The following is an 18,691-nucleotide window of genomic DNA, read 5'->3' as shown; positions in this document are numbered from 1 at the left end:
GTATGAACCTTACATTACCACAGCCCCAAGGAAGCTGTTTTTAAGGCATCACAGGCTGGTCTAAATATCCTCTTGATCGGCCTCTCCCTAAACTAAAAAATGAAGCCCCCTATTAACTTAGTCTGCAAACAATTCTCTGTAAATAATCCGCCTTCTCTGAGTTCTCTTTCAGCCAGTTTCCCAAAGCATGCGGTTCACATCACTACACCTTAAAAGACACTGTTTTAAGAACAGCATTTTACAGTACAACAGGATAATAATTTAAATACCCAAATGCACTTAAAACAAGTCTACTCACTAAACGCACTATTTATCCAAATCAACTGCCCTACCTAATCATTGTCATGACTTAGAACAGCCCGTATTAAGCAGATTTGATCATTCCTCTATTTCTTTTGCACGTCCAGATAGTTGTATAGCTCTAGAAAGATCATTAACTGCATTTAAATGTGTTTGAAGTAATTCACTATTACGCTGTAATTTTTCTTGTAAATCAGACAACAAACTTTCAACCTCATGCTCAATATCTTGATTCATGTAGCGCTTCACATCACTCATGGATTTATTAAGATCACGCAAACCACGTATTTTACGCAAATTTATTTCTTCGTAATCTGGAACACCACTGCTCTCTAGCATATTGCTTTCATAATCAACAACTTGAGCTAATCCTTTAACAGCAGCAACAAATTTTGTCATCGCCCAATCACGATCAATAAGATTATTATCAAGAACTTTTGCTTTTGCTGCAAAACTATCATCACCATATTGCACTACAGACATTTTTACTTCCCCTTCAACACTATTGTTCAATCTTACTTTCAAATGAGGGAGATTAAACAGGTTCTCTTCAATGCTGATACACTCAACCAAGCTCGTGGTGCAAACATTGCTCAAACAACAGCACGACAATCCTTCAAAGCGTATACCACTTCAACTTTCAACGCATTCTCTTCAAATATTTTTCTTGCTTTGCTCCAAAACCATCATTGCGGCTATACTAATTCATCAAAACGCTATAAACTCAAACCTTACGACAATATCGAAACTTCCATATTTGTTCTGTCTATTTCGCTTTACCGATTTTATCTTTGCCTATTTTATCACCAGTACGTCTTCAACAGAAAACAACAATGCTCTCACGAAAACTTCGGCCACAAAAACTATCTGCCGACAAAAACCCGCAGCCTATCTTGCAGCATATAAAAACGTAAGCCCATTAAAAATTTCAGCATTTTACCGATAGCAGCATTTTACCCTCCATAACCGTATGGCTCTCTCTGCACCTAAACCTGTATACCTTCTGGCGTCCCATAAGATGGCACCCTACAAGATCAGTTTGCACCCATTCAAAAAGACACCCCCTCTCCCATGCTCTTTCCGCACACATGCAGTATTTCGCATAAGACACAAAAAGAATGCTCTTTTGAACAGATCAGCCATACAGCAATATAAAAAAAGACATCTTAAAATAGCTAAACAGCCATCAATCTTCCTTTTTTAAGTTATCATTCGCTTTTCTTTGCAATGAACGACTATATAAGATTTTTTGAACCTTTTCAAGAGTTTCTTAGCCAATCAGTTCGATACGTCTTCAATCGCATATTCACGCGCTTGTTTTAAATAAACATCTCTTAAGTGCACCCAAGCCTATTTCGCGCCGCGGCCCATGAATGGTATAATGATAAATCTTCCATGACATGTATAAAATCCATTGAGCACTTTCCATCTTTACGCTTAATAAAAGAAGCAAGCCAGCACCATCACATATTGTTCTAACCCCTTATGTTCTGATACCCTTGGCACTTGAGATGGTTCATAAAAGCGTGGCCTTTCTTGTACAATTTCTCTGCGCATGGGAGCTCCCTGCTTGTAACTGCAAAAGACATTGTTTTGATTAATTCACCACGAAACAAATTTGGAATGAAAAAAATTCCAGTATTCAGGGCTCTAATTCAAGTTGAGTAACGATAGATTATCATTATAAATCAAAATATTATCCAATGCATAATGCTTAATGCTCCCCCACATTGATATTTTCAGAATTTCCACAGTATCTTCCTATAGATTATTTCGCTCCATAAAACAGTTTGCTCTTAATATCGCGGCTTTACATGCGCTACTAGTATAAAAACAGAGAAACAATCATTTTATAATCAAGGTACAATTTTTGTTACGAACTTTCTCTCGTTTTTAACCTTTTAAATGCGGCTCTTCTCTTTCATAATCATCACATTTCAAATCTATTCCATGTTGAATAAATTAACATCACTTGCTTGCACATCACAAACAACGCCCTGATGTGTTGATAAAATACGCTGAAAGAAAAATGCCTCTTATGAACCTTAGCAAATGCCAAGAACTATAATAAATATTGGAAGCAAGCGTACGATGATTGTGACTTGCTCTTTCATAAGTATAAAGATGATAGCATTCTACAGATTTTTATATTATTCAAAGTTTATATTATTTCACGAGAGCTTTACTGTTATACTAGTCACATTTACCGTTATACCATTTACGAGTGTCATCGTAAAATGTCTGTCGTGTGCGTTGAGAGATGTTTCTTTAAAACAAGTACATAAATATGCAATACTAATATACAACATAAGTATATTTCGTTTGGAACGTTCTTTACTTTTGTGCAAAACATGCCCCATTAGAACAGCATTAACCAATCTTGCTATGAGATAAACGATCAAAAAACATTTTTGTCTTCCTCCGCTCACCTTAAAGAACCAAGATCTTAACTCCATCTGCTCTGTACGCAGTCCGAATTTTTGTCAAACGATCTTCTCTTGACTTCCACTCTTGTGATTCACTTAAACGAAAGGCTCAACAAATAAACCTACGAATATTCATCGCACACTAAAAAATACTTAAACATTCCAAGAAAACTTATATGCCTTATATTACCGTTATAAATGACAGTGCTTTATAGCATAACAGGAAAAAAAAGTTTCCAGCAACACAAAACTTACAAAAGCAATCAATAGTCCTTTTAAAGCTTTCTTTTTTAGGATTCACAATACTCCCACTCCTTAAGCTTTTATAAAAAAGGAACGATTTTAAGCTTGCCGAATATATTGTAGCAGCATATATTACAGATATGTAACATATTGTTATTCATAAAATCACCTCAAAAAGAACAGAAAGAGGTTTTTATGGCTGATCTCGTAAAAGCCGCTATGCTTTACTCAACCTTAATTATCACCATCAATGCTTTTGTTGTTATTTTAGTTCTCGTAATAGAAATATACTAAGCATACTCTCTTGGCTTATTGTAGTTTGCGCAAATAAGCATCTTAATTTCACATAAGATCAAAGAAAAATTTTAATTCTACAGATAAACCACACACCCAATTTCAAACATCACTTGCAACTATTTGAGTGTAAACTCTGCTTTTTGTATGCATTTTTAACCATCAGTGTCCGTCTTTTCACGCTATCTTGAATCTCAACTTCATTCCCACCTTAAAAAACGAAATTTTCTACCAGATCCGATCTGTAAATACTTTGTCTCCATTATTGAGTAAGCTCCTCTTGCTTCCCCCCTTCAGGGCATATCACAATTTTAAAGGATAATATTTCATGAAGCTTATAATAAATCTATTGAAAACCATCTTTACCCTTATGAGAAAATAAACCAGCAGCATCACACACTTTTCCAGCCCCAAATGTTGCAACAATCTTTAGCACTTGAGATCGTTCATAAGAGGCATTTTTACTTCTTTCTTCAACAGTTTTTATCCACACGGTTCTCCATGCTTGTAACGTGCAAGCAGATGGTTTTAATTGATTCAACCTAGAACAGATTTGGAATAAGAGAATCTTACTATATTCGAGATCCTTATTCAGTATAAAATAATTAAATTATTTTTATAAATAAAAGTGTTATTCAAAAAAATATTCATCACACACTCGAGAACAAAAAACACCTCATACGTAAATTTTTATATGAGCTCCACCGCTCAACATGATAATATTACGACACAATCAAGATAAAAAAATAACAAGGGAAACCCTTGCAAACTCAGAAAAGAGAGGGGAAAAATAAAAAGGTGTGGAAGGCGCTCAATTCCTCACAAATCCGGCAAAACCGTCCTAGCAAAACTGCATCACATCTTAACTAATGTTATAATATTCTCAAATCAAAAGCAATTTTTTAAAATAGTTTGAGAAAAACATTTGAGTATGAAACGATAATAATTACATTCAGAATGTTTTTCTCTTTATTAAAACAGAGAAAAGTAATTCCCAAACAAATGTTTCCTCCCAATTTTTCCGAAATTAGCCGCAACGCTTAAAGACGATCTTAGTGTGATGAAACATTTATTTGTGATAAAGGCAAAAAAACACCCCAAAGATAAATTTAATCTCATATTTTAAATACATGTAACCAAAACATTAAAAAATTAGCAGTAACACGTAACAACTCATTGGGAGGAAATACTATCTACAATTGAAAGCACTTTTGGGCTGAACAAATGACAGTATAACATCCGTTTACACAAAGAGTACAGATCGTAAACGACTAATTCTTGAAGCCATAAAAAGACTCTCTAAAAGTTAGAGAGAGCCTAAAAAACGCAATAGAATCAAGAACTAAATAATTCCTTACTTATTGAACTGTATGTTTTTAATGAATGCCAAACATAAGTTCCATATATGCTTGTCTGGCATGTTGGCAATTTTTAGATTTCTCCATAGAAGATTGATCCAGCTTTTCACATTTTTTTGCCCACTCTTCGAGTAATGTTTTATCTTTCTTAAATTCCGCTACGCTGTAAGTTTTTTCGCAACCAGCAACGACAAGTCCAGTACAAACCAGCAATGCTATAATAATGGCTTTATTCATGATTTAATTCCCTTCCTTTTTCTCTTCAGTGTTTTTCTCGTCATCATGTACAAAGCTCGAACCAGGCCAATCTCGGGCATGAACTTCACGATACGCTTTATCTGCGTTTTTACAATTTTGAGAATCTAAATCCCCTGATATCATGCATTTCATTGCCCATTGCTCGAGTAATTTTGGATCTTTCTTAAACTCTGCTACGCTATAAGTTTTTTCACAACCAGCAACGACAAGTCCAGTACAAAGCAGCAATGCTGTAATAATGGCTTTATTCATCAATAAAATTCCCCTTTTTTTCAAATTTACAAAGTTTAGGACATAATTTAGGGCCTTAAAAAAAGTTCTACATATGCTTGTCGAAGGTTTTTACAATTTTGAGAGGATTTGAGCGGTGAATCATCCTTCTCACATTTTTTTGCCCATTCCTCGTATAATTTTTCATTTGTTTTAAATTCTTCTACGCTGTAAGTTTTTTCACAACCAGCAACAACAAGTCCAGTACAAAGCAGCAATGCTATAATAATGGCTTTATTCATCAATAAATTCCCCTTTTTCAAATTTACAAAGTTTAGGACACAATTTAGCACCCGATTAAAATTGTACATTCGGTTCATTGTGCATTTTCAAAAATTTTAAAATCCACTTCTGTGCGCGATTTTTCCCAATCTATGATGATAATCGCGTACAAAGAAAAATACCGCTATCAATATATTTTTATGATTTAATTATTGTCCTGCTGTTTTTCAGTTTCATTCCCCTTTTTGCTACTTTCACGAAGTTCCTTTGCAAGATTTCTATAATGCTCTTGAAAAAGTTCCATATCGGCTTGCATGACATTTTGACAATTCTTGGTTGCAAAAGCAGAGGGGCCCATTTTATCGCATTTCTTTCCCCATTCTTGCATCAATTTTTTATCTTTCTTAAATTCTGCTACGCTATAAGTTTTTTCACAACCAGAAACGACAAGTCCCACGCAAAGCAGTAGCGCTGTTATAATGATCTTGTTCATGATTTAACCCCTCTCTTTGTTTTATATTTTATTAACAATATCTTTGGATTCACATCCCCTCCTATATTGTAACCTTGCGTCTAATTTTCCTTTGCAAATACGTACACTTCCAACGCAAACATGTTAAATCATGAAAACTGCCTTTCATTTATCAGACTTGTATTTGTAACATTATCTGCACGGCAGCTCTTTGTATTTGAAGTGTTAAAACTTCAGCAAAAATTCTGATATCTTGACATTCTCAAAAAGCTTTTTAATCATTTCTTTTCCTTCAAGAACCTCTTGGTAACGAGAAGCAGCACGATATCTTACCCAAAATTCGTCATGCCTATATCCATTGCAAATTCCCTGCAAACGAAAAAATACACCTTTTAATCAACAGATTGCGCTCTTATCATTTCTAAACCACCGGAAAAGAAAGAAAGCTTTAAGTCCCCCCCTGTACTTTTTAAAAGCCAATAGAAATGCTAAAAAAGCGATCTTATACATTCCAATTGAAGAAAAAAGCCTATTGCCTTGCGTACCATTACGACTGGCATTAACTATTTAAGACTATAAAATCATATAAATGTAAGAAATATTGTCTATAATATGCTCAATGACTTCTTTTGTTTATTAGGAAAACTTATAGCGCGTCAATATCAGTAAATTTTACTTATTTTTAGCCCCCCCTTTATAAACAATGAATATAATTTAATAAAACGGATTGCTGCATAACAGAAAAAAATAATCAACGCTACTCTTAATTACATTATTTACGCATGTATTAAGTACAATAAACAAAAAAATAACCTGATGTTTAAAATCATTATCAAGATAATTTTTATGGAAGAATAAACTTATCTACTCATCTAGCGGATAAGATCACAAGTAGTATGATGATTATCACATTTATAGGGAAAAGTTTGAAACGGAGAATTTTTCGCAAACTCATAGCTCTTTCATGCGATGATACAGAACCTTATGAAAAACAACTTGAATGAAGCAACCATCGTGAAAAAAGAAGAGCACTTTTATTATTAACTTCGTATAAAAACAATCGATATCATCTCTAGAAAAAGCACTCAAACCAACGAAATTATCGTATCATTTTTTACACTTTTCCGTATTTTTGTGAAAGCAATTCGCGGACCTCATCAGCTATTTTAGTTCCACGACTTGCACAACTGACCTTAATCAACCGATGCAAACTTTCTGGTATATCAATCGTGAGGCGCTTCATACCTCCACTCATGCTCCCTTTGTGGCTTCCTACCCATGCATCCGCTGTTAAAGGAATTGATTTATTCGTTGGTTTTGTGCCAATTTTAATTTTTTTATTCATCGCGCTAACTCCTTGATTTCGGCTGCAACCGCTTCAATCTCTGCTGCTGCTGGTCCTTGCTTATCAACTTCATAAACCGCCTTCCCCTGTGCTGCTGCTTCTGCAAAAATCACGCGCTGCGCAACGCTAGAAGAAAGAACATGCACAGGGTATATGCCAAGAGCTTCGTTCACATCACGCCCTATCGCTGTATTGACTATTTTACGATTAATAACAAAAGCAGATTTGAGATTTTCTTTATAAACACGTGCTTCGTCAATCAGCTTTACAATTCCATCCGCTGCCCAAATATCATAGGGACTAGGCAAAACAGGTATAAGCACCAAATCCGAAGCCATAAGAGCACTACGAGCAAGATCAGTTACACGCGGAGGACCATCGATAATAATATGATCATAACCATGACCAATCTGTGTAATCTCTTTGTGAACCGTTGCACGCGGTAAACCAATAACCGAAAACAAAGGTGCACCTTCACGCGCAGCAGCCCAATCCAATGCGCTTCCCTGTGGATCAACATCAATAAGCAATACCCGTGAACCGGTACGGGCAAAACTGGCCGCAAGATTAACACTCAACGTCGTTTTTCCGACACCTCCCTTTTGATTCAAAAGTCCAATAATCATTTATTACGCCTTTCAGCATTATCGTTTTTACGATTATACAGAAAGTAATAAAAGAAACAAGCATCCAATACGTGCAAAATAACCATTTCTCCTATTTTTAGGATAAATAACAATAGCCCGCAATTTTTTTATAATATTCTTTTAGCATGAGCAAAAACATTATGAAGATGATATTCTTGAAAAGAACAAAATAAATTTAAAAGAGGCATGCTCTTCTTCCCCCTCCCTAAAACGAAGATTCTTAAATCCATGTCGATCTGTAAACAATGCGCTGTAAATGATCCAGCTTCTTATTTTGCGCCGGCCTTTTGGGCTTCTCCCTTCATGCTATCCACTTAATACAACTCTACAAGCAAGCTCCACTCTGAATATACAACAAACTATAAGGAGAATTCATTGTTTTGCACGTTGAATGAGAGAGCCGAAATCAGGAAGATTCTCTCATTTCATGCCTCTTATATTAAATTAATCAAAATCATATCTCTTGTACGTACAAGCAGGGCTGGCGTGTGGGCAAGAACTGTACAAAAAAGGATTTAAAATGCTTCTTATGCAGAATCTCCAGTACCAAGAACTATTACAATATTGGGGGCTGGCAAATATAATAGGTGCCGACTTCCTTCTTCATAAGCGTAAAAAGGGTGGTGATCCATGAATTTTATACTCTTTGACGCTCGACAGAGTAAAATGGGCTTAAGAGAAATAAGGGTGCCTCTAGCAAGCACGTAAACAAGCAACACAATGAAATGTCTATGTTTAGTAAACACTATAGATTATCCACAAAGACCAAACATCCGTCTTTCATAAATCGCATAACGAACATGTTGCGGAGTGAGATATTTTGCATCTTATAGCTCATTTTTCCCAAATAGATTTTCTCGACAAAAAGAATATTTTTGTTAAGATGCCACTGAAAAACTTACCTTCATTATGTTCTTTCTATATACCAGACCAGAGGGTATCGTGAAGATCATGCAATTGGGAATAAACAAAAATGAATTTACAACAAATTGAACCTGATATTTTTATCAGCGCCCAACTTAGCATAGAAAATATCAAAACATTGGCACAAGCTGGTTTTAAAACAATTATCTGTAACCGCCCCGATCACGAAGAGCTCCATCAACCTGACTTTTCTAGCATTAAAACGATCGCAAATGAATATGGCATAAAAGCCTATCACATTCCCATTTCTCCTCCAACTATAGAAAAGTCAGCTGTTGAAGCCATGCAAACAATTTTAAAAACAGCCTCTCTGCCTCTTCTTGCCTATTGTCATCACGGATCACGCTCGCTGCATCTTTATCGCTTAGCGCGTCTTTAAACAGAGGGTTCGCACACTTCCTCCTCGCCTTAAAAGACGAAAATTCTTAAATACACATCGATTTGTAAAAAACAATCTGTCAATAATCTTTGTCTTGCGCCTTTCCCTTGGCTTGCCACTTCATAAAACTCTACAAGCAAGCTTTGCTCCTCAATATACAACAAGCATGCACACCCGACGCCATAAAAATGCGTGAAAATTCATATGATGATCAAAGAAAATTATTTTCACCTCACTTTTTATCACTGCTCCACCTTCTTTTTCTCTTCCTTTACCAATACGAGCTCATTCGTACGCCACAGACACCTAAAACGACAGTAAAACCACTAAGAAAGCCCCATATTCCGAATAAAAGGCGTGCAGAGTATTTTATAAAAAAAGCCGTAAGCCATAATCTATGATTAACTACAACATATTGATTTATAACAATTAATTATTTTGCACGTTGAATGATAAATCCTAATACCGTAAGATTCTCTCAAACCTATTTATAGTGAAGCAATCAAAAGCGTGTTTCTTGCATGTCACAAGCAGGAAGTATTCGTGTGAAATAAAACGAGTTAAGAACAAACTCTCATAAACGCTCTCAAATAGCCAAGACTGTACAAAACTGAAGGCTTGTCAATATAACGGATGGTGTCGGATTGCTCTTTTATTAGGCATAAAGATGATAGCGCTCAACGAAGCTTGCACGATACCATTCATGAGTGCCATCATGAAAATGAATATGGGAAGCGTTGAGAGATATTTCTTCAAAAGAAGCGCATAAATTAGCAAAACAAGGATATTCCAGCATTTTATTTTACCTGTGGGGCGTGATATCCTATTCAAAGAACAACAAAAGCCTGAAGCTGTTATTTTCATGATTTAAGAGATATTGCTCTGGACCCTTTTGAAAGTAGCAAAGCCGAATTTAAAAAAGACTGTCATCTGGACTGATTTTCCCCTTTATAACTTCATATTTTTTCCCAATAAGGCTGTAAACCGGTTTCAGAGATTACGCAAATGGATAATGCAATAGGGCTCTCCTCATCTAGCATACAAAAGCTGTAACAGTAGAGAGAGCATTAAAGCGCCTTAATCCTTATCTCAAACATACTGCTCGCGTTGAGGAACACTAAAGAAAAAGTTTTATAAGAAAAACAACACCATAAAGTCACGAATAGACCGAACATAGATTGGAAAGATGTTCTAACTTTTATCCAATATTTCTATCAAAAAACAACAAAACATTATTGGCTTTGTGTTTTCATATCCTTACAAGACTGTCTTTCCTTTTCATTATAGGCGTTACATTTGTGAAAGACAAAGGAAATATATGGATAGTTTTTAACTTGAAAATCTGAAAGATTGACGTGTTACGACAACAAAATTGTGCCTTTATCCATCAAAAGCATTAGAAATTTTGAAACAAATACACCTGCTTTCTCGCAATGATTTCTTTTATCTACAATCAATCGCAGTCTCCTTAATATGCATTCCCCATCACAATATACAAGAGAAACGAAACTTAAAGCATTTTCCAGCAGCTTCATTCTCGTTTACGTGATTGGTTAGCACGAAAACTGCTGCTGAGCACTAAATCTTCTTCACAAGACTCGACAAACAAAACTTTTGTAAAAATATTCATTACATAATACAAAATATCACATGCGTAAGGTTACACGAACCAACTCTCATCATAAACGATGATACGGCATAAATGACATAATAAGCCAAATTAGAAAAAAGAAACAATAAACTTTTAAAATAAAAAAAGTCATCAATTAAATTTTATCAAACTATAAGCTTAAAATCGCAAGAAGTTTTAAAAACAGCCTTTCTCCTTCTTCACGTCTATTATTGCTAAATAGGCTGGTTGCTTATTCTTTACTGCATCTTTTATGATGAGTTTTAACGTATCAGAAAGAAACAAGCAGTAAAGTTTTGAATGACAACAAAAACCATAAAGTTAACTTTGAAAAAAATGATGCCAAAATCAGATCTTCAGATATTCGATTCTCCCTCTCAACAACGGAAAAAACATATATTCCACGATGTTTTGGAATATATGTTTGTGATTATAATCACTTTAAGTGCTATTTTTACAGCTCTTCTCTCTTTTTCAGATCAGTTTAGGACATATTTTTAAAAGTAAGCAGCCTATCCAACGTTGATAATGGTTGTACTGTCTTTAAAATTTCTTTTGCTTTTTTTTCATCACGATGCATTTGCGCAATCAAAGGTTCAAGCCCATCAAATTTTTCTTGTCCTCGCAAAAACTGGAAAAAAGAAACGGTACAGCTTTCCCCATAAAGGTCGTCGTTAAAGTCAAACAAATAGGTTTCCAAAAGGGGAGCACCATCTTTAACAACCGTTGGACGACAACCAAAGCTTGCAACACCATCATACAAAACACCGTTCGCACGACGCAAACGTACCGCATAAACACCATGAGCCAAACGAACTTGGGGAGGTAACATTTGATTAGCGGTAGGAAATCCCAAAAGACGTCCAAGTTTTTCACCTTGAATAATATTGGAGCGTATCCGATAGTGATACCCTAATAAATGGGCTGCTTTGTCCACTTCCCCTTGTGAGAGAAGTTGCCGAATAAAACTAGAAGAAATGATCAAAGGTTGTGAATCTTGAGAACGAGAAACGCAAGAAACTTGCACAACCTCAAATCCATATTTCTCTCCCCTTTGGCAAAGAAGATGTACATTTCCGCTTTTCTGATGACCAAATTGAAAATTTTCGCCTGTCACCACAACTGAAACATCAAAAACTTCCTTTAAAAACGACTTGATAAATTCGTCCGCTGAAAGAGCGGCAAACTGTGCATCAAACGGCTGTTCAATCACGCAGTCAAAGCCAAGGGTTTTAAAAATTTCAGCTTTTTCAGCTGCCTCTGTCAAACGATAGACAGGAGCTGAATGTTGAAAAAAACTTCTTGGATGGGGTTCAAAGGTTAAAACAACTGCTGGTTTCTTTTTTATACGGGCGAAATCAAGCGCTTTTTGCAACACCACCTGATGTCCGCAATGAACACCATCAAAATTTCCAAGTGCCAACACTGCTCCCCGCCAAGCCGAGGGAAACATATGAATTCCCTGAAGACGCAAAAAATTAGTCATTACTGAAGTGCCCACATGATTGCTTGTGGTTTATAACCATGACGTTCAAGAAAAGAATGCAAAGCTTGCTTATCAACCACACCATTTTGCGTATAATCATAATGATGAATCCCCCCCATAATATAAAGGGCATCAAGACCAAAATGAGCCGCCCCCTTAATATCCGTTAAAAGACCATCACCAATAGCTAAAACTTGACTTTTTTCTACTGTTCCCCGTACTTTTTGAAGTTTTTCAAAGGCACATTCATAAATAGGCGCGTGAGGTTTTCCAGCAATGCGCACCTCCCCCCCTAATTGTTGATAAAGACGAGCCAATGCACCAGCGCACCAAAATTCTTTATTTCCATAATGGACAATCACATCTGGGTTCGCACAAATAAAAGGTAAATTCCGCGACCGCATGCGACGAAACATCTCCTCATAAGCAGAGGGTTCTTCGTCAAAATCTTCAAGAAAACCGCTACAGACGACAACAGAAGCCTCCCATTCTTCAACAAATTCACACTCTAACCCTTCAAACAGCACCAAATCATGCTGTGGACCAATGAAAAAAACTTTACGCGGAGCAGTCAGAATAAGATCGCGCGTTACATCCCCTGAAGTGATAATGGCATCATAATAGTCGCTATGAACATTCATACTTTGTAATTGAGCAGCAACATCTTCCCGTAGCCGAGGAGAATTGGTCAATAAAATGACAGTTTTTCCCATTTGTCGGATTTTATACAACGCCTTCAACGCTGGTTCAAATGCATGTACACCGTTATGCACAACACCCCACACATCACAAAAAACAGCATCATAATGCGCTATAATAGTCTCAATATGGGTAACTTCATTCATGGTGCACCTATCTCTATTTGTCATTTAAAGCTGTCTTTTACTTCAAAATTACTTACCGAAAGATAATACTTGTGTCATCTGCTTTCTCAAACCATATCCCAACTTTTTATCGTCTATAGAGATCATAAGAAATGATAAAATAACTAAGTTATTATTAAGTTGTGCAAAATTCTAAAATGCTTGATAGCAAAAGCTTATCATTCCCCAATGCTCATTTTTCTCATAAAAATTTTAATTCTAACAACAACGACGTTGGTAGAGTTTTTTATCTAAAATACTCAAATTCTTCACTGAGAAAATAAACGTATCCCCCTCTTAAAAACATGCATCATGAGAAAGCCCAATATATTTTCTCATTTCAAATCCGTTTATATTGAATCAATCAAAACTATTGACTTACACATTATAAACGGAGAGCGTACAGATAAAAACACGTGAAGAAAGAAAAAATAGCTCTTATGCTCCCTTTCAAAGGCAAAAACTGTCGTAATATTTTGAACTGGCCGAGAGTATATGCCGTCCGAGCATCTTTTTTTCAATATAGCTTTTATCCCATTCATAGAGGCTTTTACACTACACACTTTACGAAGCACCATTGTAAAATAGGCGCTAACATTGAGAAATATCTTCTTAAAAAAATGTGTGAATATACAACAATCAGATCTATAATGTTTTGAGTTTATTTTGCATGAGGGCTCTTTACTCATAAAAGCTTTCCCCTATCATCATGATATCTCAGACGCATCAAAACAAGCCATTTTGGTTATTGGTTAAGAGCAACACCGTAAGCGGTGCCTTGAGCTTAAAAACCAAGGTTTACCTTCGTAAAATGCATATCTGATGTCATGCGTTTAGTAAGCAAACCTTAAAAGTTTGAAAGGCAAACAACCTCTCATTTGGAAAAATCTTGTCCGTCTCAAGAAAAACTATTTTTATTGCCAATCTCCTAAAATTACTTTATGAGTCAGAAAGTGTCTTGGTCGCATACGCAACGACCAATAGGGATTAAAAGCCTGAAAACTCAAACATGAATTGACCTCGCTTTGCGGGTATCTCGGAATTCCGGGAGATTTTGCTATGTCCAAGTTCTTCTCAGCACTAAAAGCAAAATGCTGATTTGAGTTCAGTACTTTTAACTCCCGGAATACTCATGCGAGGGCGCTCGCAACCGGTGGGGGAAAAATGCAAGCTCCAAATCTTAATATTGATCTTTTTGTAGGCAAAAAGATTCGCTTTAGGCGAAACATGCTAAAAATGTCTCAAAAAACATTAGGGCATTATTTAGGTGTCACTTTCCAACAAATCCAGAAATATGAAAAAGGCTTAAATCGCGTGAGCGCAGGGCGTTTAAAGGAAATTTCCAATATTTTGAATGTTCCACTTGCCTTTTTTTTACACTGATATCATCAAAAAAGACAACACCCCGTACCATTATGATGAAATCGCCTCGAGCAAAGAGGAATATTTGCTTTTAAAAAGTTTTAGAGTCCTCACATCTGTCAAACAGAAAGCGATTTTAAACTTAATTTGTGATTAAAATTAAAACGCTTTAAAAGCATAGCTATAGGGTGCTACACGCCCTATTTTTGGCTTTCTCCCCACACCTTCAAAGGATGCCCCCCTCCTTAAACCGGTTGATGAATAATCCGCCTTCTCAAAAACAGCTCCTTCTCAGATTCCCATTTCATATGGTTCCTTTCACAAAATTATACAAGCAAGCCCTCCCTTGAATATTCATCACACTCTCTCATCAAAACACCCCATGTATAAAGTCTTATGTCTTATATCACCACAGCCGCAAACAATAGCGTTTTACAGCACAACAGAATAAGCATTTATCCGTATTTAAAGGAGCTACCTTTTCGCTATGGACGCTCTCTTTATTTTAGATGATGTGCATTAATATACCTGCTATAAAGACTTAGTATCTGTTATAAAGTTTTAAAGGCATATTTTTCCTCTAAAATCTCAATGCTACAGCAACTCTATCATAAGGCAACATGTTGATTTATAATGAGTATTCATTATTGTACATGTTAAATGAGAATCCAGAATATCGTAAGATTCTTTCATTTCAAATCTGTTCCATGTTGAATCAACCAAAACTATATCTCTTGCAGGTTACAAGTGGGAAGAGGCGTATGGATAAAAACTATTAAGTAAGAATTAAAAATGCCTCTAATGAACCGTCTCAAGTACCAAGAGCTGTAAGCGACACCCACGAGCTGGCAAACTATGTGATGGTGCAAGGCTTACTCCGTTATGAAGCGTAAAGATGGGGGGCTCAATGGCTTTACCGTTATACCCTTTACGAACAGCGTCGCAAAATAGGCTTGGATACCTTGAGAGATATTTCTATAAGACAATGTATCTAGTTCTCTCATGATCATAATCCTCAATCTGATAAAGTTGAAACAAACAATAGGATTGCGAATATGATTTAGGGAGCTCATCTGAAAGATGAAAAATGATAAAAAATTCCGCTATAACAATTGAAGAAGCGAGCATTCGTTGAGCCGTAACTTCTTTATTTTAGAATTTTTATATCACACTTTACTGTTGAGATGCATGACCACTGTCTGTAACATCAAGCTTTGGCGAGAAAAACATTTCAGTATCTGCTTGTAAGACATTTTGACAGTTTTTAGATTCCTTAACAGCTTGTCCTGAAAGAAAACACCTCGTTCCCCATTCTTCTTTTAATTTTGCATCTTTTTTAAAATCTTCTACGCTATAGTTTTTTTCACACCCCACGACGAATAATAGAGCCGTGCATAATAAAATAATTTTTTTTCATTTTATCCCTCTTTAAATATCTTATCTGTTAATATCATCCCCCAAATGAGGGTTGAATTTTCACACTGTATGAGAATACAGCCTCACTATCACTGACTTGCTTTCAAAGTGAACACTCTGAGTAAAATAACGCAAAGAAGAGCTCACAATAGCTATCATATGAGTTTGTCATAAAATACAATGAGAAGGGAAAGGGCCAAAACTGAACACAAATGACGAAATCAGAAGACGCATTAATGCTTTTGTTCAACTGATTTCAAATAGTTACATTGCAATAGGCATCGCCCCTAGCCCTATAGAAAGCCTATGAGCATTATAATACTTAAGTCTCACGATCATTGAACCACAAAGCCATAACAAAAAAGTATGAGCTCTTTTTACCTATTTGTATGTTGATTATTGTTCCCCCATCGAATGCTTAAATAGAAACGTTTTATGGTACATAGAAAACAATCAACAAGGCAAATCATTTTTACGAAGATTTCTTCGTGTAGAGTCTACTTGAAATCCATCCATCTTTTAGAAATCTGAATTTAGAAGCAGATAATTATGAAAGCTTTTCAAGGAATGCAACAGATTGATCACTTTTAAAGAAGTAAAAAACGTGATCCAATCCTGAAGATAAAATTCTGATGAAGAAAACTTTTGCTAGGAATTCTTTTAAGGCATTGTAAAATATTCTATCAGTTATATCAAACGTTATCCCATTTTGGGGGCTGTTCATTTTTCACTTTTTCAACTTCGCTCTAGAAATCCGTTTCTTGAGCGTTTTTTATCGTCTCACTTTCTCCTTCAAACACAAATACTCAAAAATGCTTTGCCACCAACAATGAAGTTTTCCTGCTTGTATAAAACACATAAGTAAAAATAGAAGAGCGATTTTGAGAGCAAACCTCCCTGAAAAAGCAAGTATCATCCATTTACTTCATAAACGAAAATAATCTCACGGTTTATTCAAATTTGCTCTATGGTTTGGTACAATTTTATTGATAAAGCTTTCTCTATAAAGATTTAAGTAAATATGTTCGTTAAAACCAATCACGGACTTGCAAAGGGGTTGTAAGATCCATTATCTCTCCGCCATTTTAAAGGTTCAGTGAAATCACTTGACCAAAGACCAATCTTGTTGCCACGTGCTTTTTCTTCCGCATGATGATACTGGGCTGGAATAGGATTTTTTCCCTCTTTTGAGAGTACCAACATACCTTCTGTAAGACCTGCCTCAGCTAAATCAACCCCTTGAACAAAACATTGCGCATAATAAACACCATTGTGCATCAAAGCCTGTTTACAGGATAAATCCTGCCCAAGTGTTTTGGTGACAAGCCAAGCCATTGTAACCACACCACAGGGCCATTCTTGATCATTTAATCTTGCTTTTTGACGGGGTGCACATGTGTCTACACCATAAAGATGAATATCACGGATGATATGTGATCGCCAAGATTGTGCAGAAGGCGTCAGTAATTTAAATGTAACCCCACTTGTAACAGAGGCCTTACCATGAAAAACAACAGCATTATTTGCAACATCGTTTAATGAAACACTCTTCTGCAAATCGAGATCTGATTCATTTTTTTCTAATTGCTGTTTGGTGATAGATTTACCCAACTTTTTTTCTTCTCGATAGAGATCGACAATATCTTGTATATCTTGCGTCTCAAATGTTTTAAGAATGCTGAAATCCATTTTATCTTTATATTGGCTTAATCCCCACACTATGGAACCCATAATGTAAACAATAACAATCAATTTAAATAGCATTTCTTAACACGCTCGCTCAAAAAATTCATTGTTTTTCTATCCTTTCACATTATTTATCAGCAATCCCCTTGTTTTTAAAGAAAAAATTCAAATATCTGTGTTGCATATTAACTACACTTTGTAAAGAATAATATTCCTTCTTGCATTGTTTTAATATTGTTGTTTTTACAAACGAGTACAACTTAAAATTGCCATTTTCATGTAGCACAATCTCAATTTGAAAAGACTTCTGTCTCTTTAAGAAGAAGAGCTTGAGAGTGAACAGATCCACGATCAAGGCTTTTAAAACAAACAAATGAGGAGAATTAAACTGTCATCAAATGACAACACTCTCCAGTTTGTTAGAGGCAATGGAATGTCGACATATGAACAAATATTATTTGTTAAAGAGAGGTAAAATGACAGATAATAGATTCCAAAACATCATTTTTATCGTGACCATGCTGCTTTTTACAGCATTGCTTGTATCAGATCCTTCTTATGCAGCTGCTGATGGAGGTGGTTTCGGGAAGCTCGATGGTGTTTTAGGCAACATTGTTGCGATGATGACGGGTCCAACGGCAAAGCTCATTGCTATTATATGTGTTGCTGCTGTGGGGATTGGTTGGATGTACGGCTTTATTGATTTACGCAAAGCAGCTTACTGTGTTCTGGGAATTGCTATTGTTTTTGGTGCCCCCGCTCTCGTCGGTAAATTAGCGAGCACAGCATAAATGAACGAAGATACTCTTTTCCTTGCCTGTACGCGCCCAGCCATGTTTGCTGGTGTTACAATGGAAGCGATGGCGCTCAATGTCATGGCGACATCCATTCTTTTCATTTTGACCAGTGATTTTACCATGTTTGGTCTTGGGATTGGGATGCACTTTATTTTGCGAGAAGTGACAAAGTATGATCACAACCAATTTCGCGTATTATTTGCATGGCTCAATACCCGAGGAAAACAAAAAAACCTCAACAGATGGGGAGGAGGTTCGACCTCCCCTTTACGCCTTATCCGCACTTATAAGGAACTAAGCTGAAGGAACGAAG

16 protein-coding genes and 1 pseudogene are annotated in these 18,691 nt (G+C 36.0%); 4 read left to right on the top strand and 13 right to left on the bottom strand.

All coding sequences use genetic code 11. The features are described 5' to 3' along the window. Window positions 1-378 precede the first annotated feature (378 nt). The 8 genes from ACFIJZ_RS06420 to parA form a co-directional block, all read right to left on the bottom strand. On the bottom strand, window positions 379-783 hold the full coding sequence (locus tag ACFIJZ_RS06420) for a flagellar protein FlgN (protein WP_273790974.1): 405 nt from the start codon (window positions 781-783) through the stop codon (window positions 379-381). A gap of 2,826 nt (window positions 784-3,609) precedes the next feature. Beyond that, entirely contained in the window at window positions 3,610-3,756 is a 147-nt protein-coding gene (locus ACFIJZ_RS06415) for a hypothetical protein (RefSeq protein ID WP_273790973.1), read from the bottom strand. 883 nt (window positions 3,757-4,639) lie between these two features. Beyond that, complete coding sequence (locus ACFIJZ_RS06410) at window positions 4,640-4,858, bottom strand: EexN family lipoprotein (RefSeq protein ID WP_273790972.1); 219 nt, start codon at window positions 4,856-4,858, stop codon at window positions 4,640-4,642. Between the two features lie 3 nt (window positions 4,859-4,861). Beyond that, window positions 4,862-5,131 (bottom strand): EexN family lipoprotein, encoded by a 270-nt coding sequence (locus ACFIJZ_RS06405; RefSeq protein WP_375631341.1) that lies wholly within the window; start codon window positions 5,129-5,131, stop codon window positions 4,862-4,864. Between the two features lie 47 nt (window positions 5,132-5,178). Next, a complete protein-coding gene (locus ACFIJZ_RS06400) occupies window positions 5,179-5,391 on the bottom strand; it encodes an EexN family lipoprotein (protein ID WP_375631340.1) in 213 nt (70 codons plus the stop codon). A 185-nt stretch (window positions 5,392-5,576) separates the two neighbouring features. Next, window positions 5,577-5,864: an EexN family lipoprotein gene (locus ACFIJZ_RS06395; protein ID WP_273790970.1), complete on the bottom strand. Its 288-nt coding sequence runs from the start codon at window positions 5,862-5,864 to the stop codon at window positions 5,577-5,579. Between the two features lie 1,093 nt (window positions 5,865-6,957). After that, on the bottom strand, window positions 6,958-7,188 hold the full coding sequence (locus ACFIJZ_RS06390; RefSeq protein WP_273790969.1) for a plasmid partition protein ParG: 231 nt from the start codon (window positions 7,186-7,188) through the stop codon (window positions 6,958-6,960). Further along, window positions 7,185-7,814 carry a ParA family partition ATPase gene (parA, locus tag ACFIJZ_RS06385; protein ID WP_375631339.1) on the bottom strand — a complete coding sequence of 210 codons (630 nt, stop codon included), beginning with the start codon at window positions 7,812-7,814 and terminating at the stop codon, window positions 7,185-7,187. The genes ACFIJZ_RS06390 and parA overlap by 4 nt, the downstream gene beginning before the upstream one ends. Before the next feature lie 994 nt (window positions 7,815-8,808). Here parA and ACFIJZ_RS06380 point away from each other — a divergent pair. After that, window positions 8,809-9,138, top strand: a complete 330-nt coding sequence (locus tag ACFIJZ_RS06380; RefSeq protein ID WP_375631338.1) for a TIGR01244 family sulfur transferase — start codon at window positions 8,809-8,811, stop codon at window positions 9,136-9,138. A 655-nt stretch (window positions 9,139-9,793) separates the two neighbouring features. Here ACFIJZ_RS06380 and ACFIJZ_RS06375 read toward each other — a convergent pair. The 3 genes from ACFIJZ_RS06375 to ACFIJZ_RS06365 form a co-directional block, all read right to left on the bottom strand. Next, on the bottom strand, window positions 9,794-9,934 hold the full coding sequence (locus tag ACFIJZ_RS06375) for a hypothetical protein (RefSeq protein ID WP_375631337.1): 141 nt from the start codon (window positions 9,932-9,934) through the stop codon (window positions 9,794-9,796). A gap of 1,318 nt (window positions 9,935-11,252) precedes the next feature. Next, a complete protein-coding gene (locus ACFIJZ_RS06370; RefSeq protein ID WP_273790966.1) occupies window positions 11,253-12,254 on the bottom strand; it encodes a bifunctional riboflavin kinase/FAD synthetase in 1,002 nt (333 codons plus the stop codon). Then, window positions 12,254-13,099, bottom strand: a complete 846-nt coding sequence (locus ACFIJZ_RS06365; protein ID WP_273790965.1) for a TIGR01459 family HAD-type hydrolase — start codon at window positions 13,097-13,099, stop codon at window positions 12,254-12,256. The genes ACFIJZ_RS06370 and ACFIJZ_RS06365 overlap by 1 nt, the downstream gene beginning before the upstream one ends. Before the next feature lie 1,182 nt (window positions 13,100-14,281). Here ACFIJZ_RS06365 and ACFIJZ_RS06360 point away from each other — a divergent pair. Beyond that, window positions 14,282-14,636 (top strand): annotated as a pseudogene (locus ACFIJZ_RS06360) (helix-turn-helix domain-containing protein). Window positions 14,637-15,652: 1,016 nt separating this feature from the next. On the opposite strand, the gene ACFIJZ_RS06355 reads toward ACFIJZ_RS06360, so the two are convergent. Continuing rightward, entirely contained in the window at window positions 15,653-15,883 is a 231-nt protein-coding gene (locus ACFIJZ_RS06355) for an EexN family lipoprotein (protein ID WP_375631349.1), read from the bottom strand. A gap of 1,050 nt (window positions 15,884-16,933) precedes the next feature. Continuing rightward, window positions 16,934-17,659, bottom strand: a complete 726-nt coding sequence (locus ACFIJZ_RS06350) for a hypothetical protein (RefSeq protein WP_273790963.1) — start codon at window positions 17,657-17,659, stop codon at window positions 16,934-16,936. Window positions 17,660-18,057: 398 nt separating this feature from the next. On the opposite strand from ACFIJZ_RS06350, the gene ACFIJZ_RS06345 reads away from it, so the two are divergent. Then, the gene (locus ACFIJZ_RS06345; RefSeq protein ID WP_375631336.1) at window positions 18,058-18,372 is read left to right on the top strand and encodes a TrbC/VirB2 family protein; all 315 of its coding nucleotides are present in this window, start codon (window positions 18,058-18,060) and stop codon (window positions 18,370-18,372) included. Beyond that, window positions 18,373-18,681: a type IV secretion system protein VirB3 gene (locus tag ACFIJZ_RS06340; protein WP_212112790.1), complete on the top strand. Its 309-nt coding sequence runs from the start codon at window positions 18,373-18,375 to the stop codon at window positions 18,679-18,681. Window positions 18,682-18,691 lie beyond the last annotated feature (10 nt).

The organism is Bartonella sp. CL70QHWL (assembly GCF_042194855.1).
Classification (GTDB): Bacteria; Pseudomonadota; Alphaproteobacteria; order Rhizobiales; family Rhizobiaceae; genus Bartonella.
This window is presented reverse-complemented; position numbering and strand designations above follow the sequence as displayed.